Genomic DNA, 978 nt, shown 5'->3' on the forward strand with positions numbered 1-978 from the left:
GCGTCCGCCGAGCCGCCGCCGAGCCCCGCCGCCACGGGCACCCGCTTGACGAGCTCGAACCGGCCGGCGACGAGGCCCTCCACCCGGGCGGCGAGCGCGCGCGCCGCCGTCAGCGTCAGATTGGCCTCCTCCGGTCCCGCCGCCTGCGCGAACGGACCGGAGGTCGCAAGCGACAGCACGGGGCCGGGCACAAGCGTCAGAAGGTCCGCGGCGCAGCCGGCGAAGGCCACGAGGCTGTCGAGCTCATGAAAGCCGTCGTCGCGCCGCCCCAGCACATGCAGCGTGAGATTGACCTTGGCCGGGGCGCGTTCGCGCAGGAGGGAGGACGCCACCCGGTCAGCCGCCGTTGGGCTTGGTCTCCGTCTCCCCGTCGGCGGCGTTGGTCGCCGGCTTGTCGGGAAGGCCGCTCTTCAGCTTGGCCTCGATCGCCTTCAGCACGTCCGGCTCGGGCCCAAGGTCGCGGGCGTGGCTCCACTGGAACCCGGCCTCCAGCCGGCGGCCCACCTTCCAGTAGGCGTCGCCGAGATGGTCGTTCATCACCGGGTCCTGCGGGCGCAGCTCCACGGCGCGCTCCAGCTCGCGCACGGCGTCGTCGTACTGGCCGAGCTTGTAGTGCGCCCAGCCGAGGCTATCCACGATGTAGCCGTCGTCGGGCCGAAGCTCGACCGCGCGGCGGATCATCTTCATGCCCTCGTCCAGATGGACGCCCTGGTCGATCCAGGAGTAGCCGAGATAGTTCAGCACCAGCGGCTGGTCGGGGAACAGCTCGAGCGCGGTCTTGAGGTCGGCCTCAGACCTCGGCCAGTCCTTCGCCCGCTCATAGGCGATGCCCCGCACGTAGAACAGCGACCAGTCGGCGCGGGTCGGCCCCGTGGGCGCGGCGGCCGCCGTCTCCGCAGGCTTGGGCTCAGTCGCAGGCTTCGGCTCAGTCGCAGGCTTCGGCTCAGTCGCGACCGGCGCGGCGGGCGCCGGCGCGAC

The 978-nt window shown here is 72.5% G+C and carries 1 protein-coding gene and 1 pseudogene; both read right to left on the minus strand.

Annotation, left to right across the window (positions count from 1 at the left end):
* Positions 1-332: pseudogene (locus ACFQ4O_RS17825) on the minus strand (4-(cytidine 5'-diphospho)-2-C-methyl-D-erythritol kinase); the annotation flags it as partial.
* Positions 333-336: 4 nt separating this feature from the next.
* The coding region (locus ACFQ4O_RS17830) for a tetratricopeptide repeat protein (protein WP_378777757.1) at positions 337-978 on the minus strand (642 nt) is incomplete at its 5' end.

Source organism: Methylopila musalis, from assembly GCF_042679725.1.
In the GTDB taxonomy this organism is placed as follows: Bacteria; Pseudomonadota; Alphaproteobacteria; order Rhizobiales; family Methylopilaceae; genus Methylopila; species Methylopila musalis.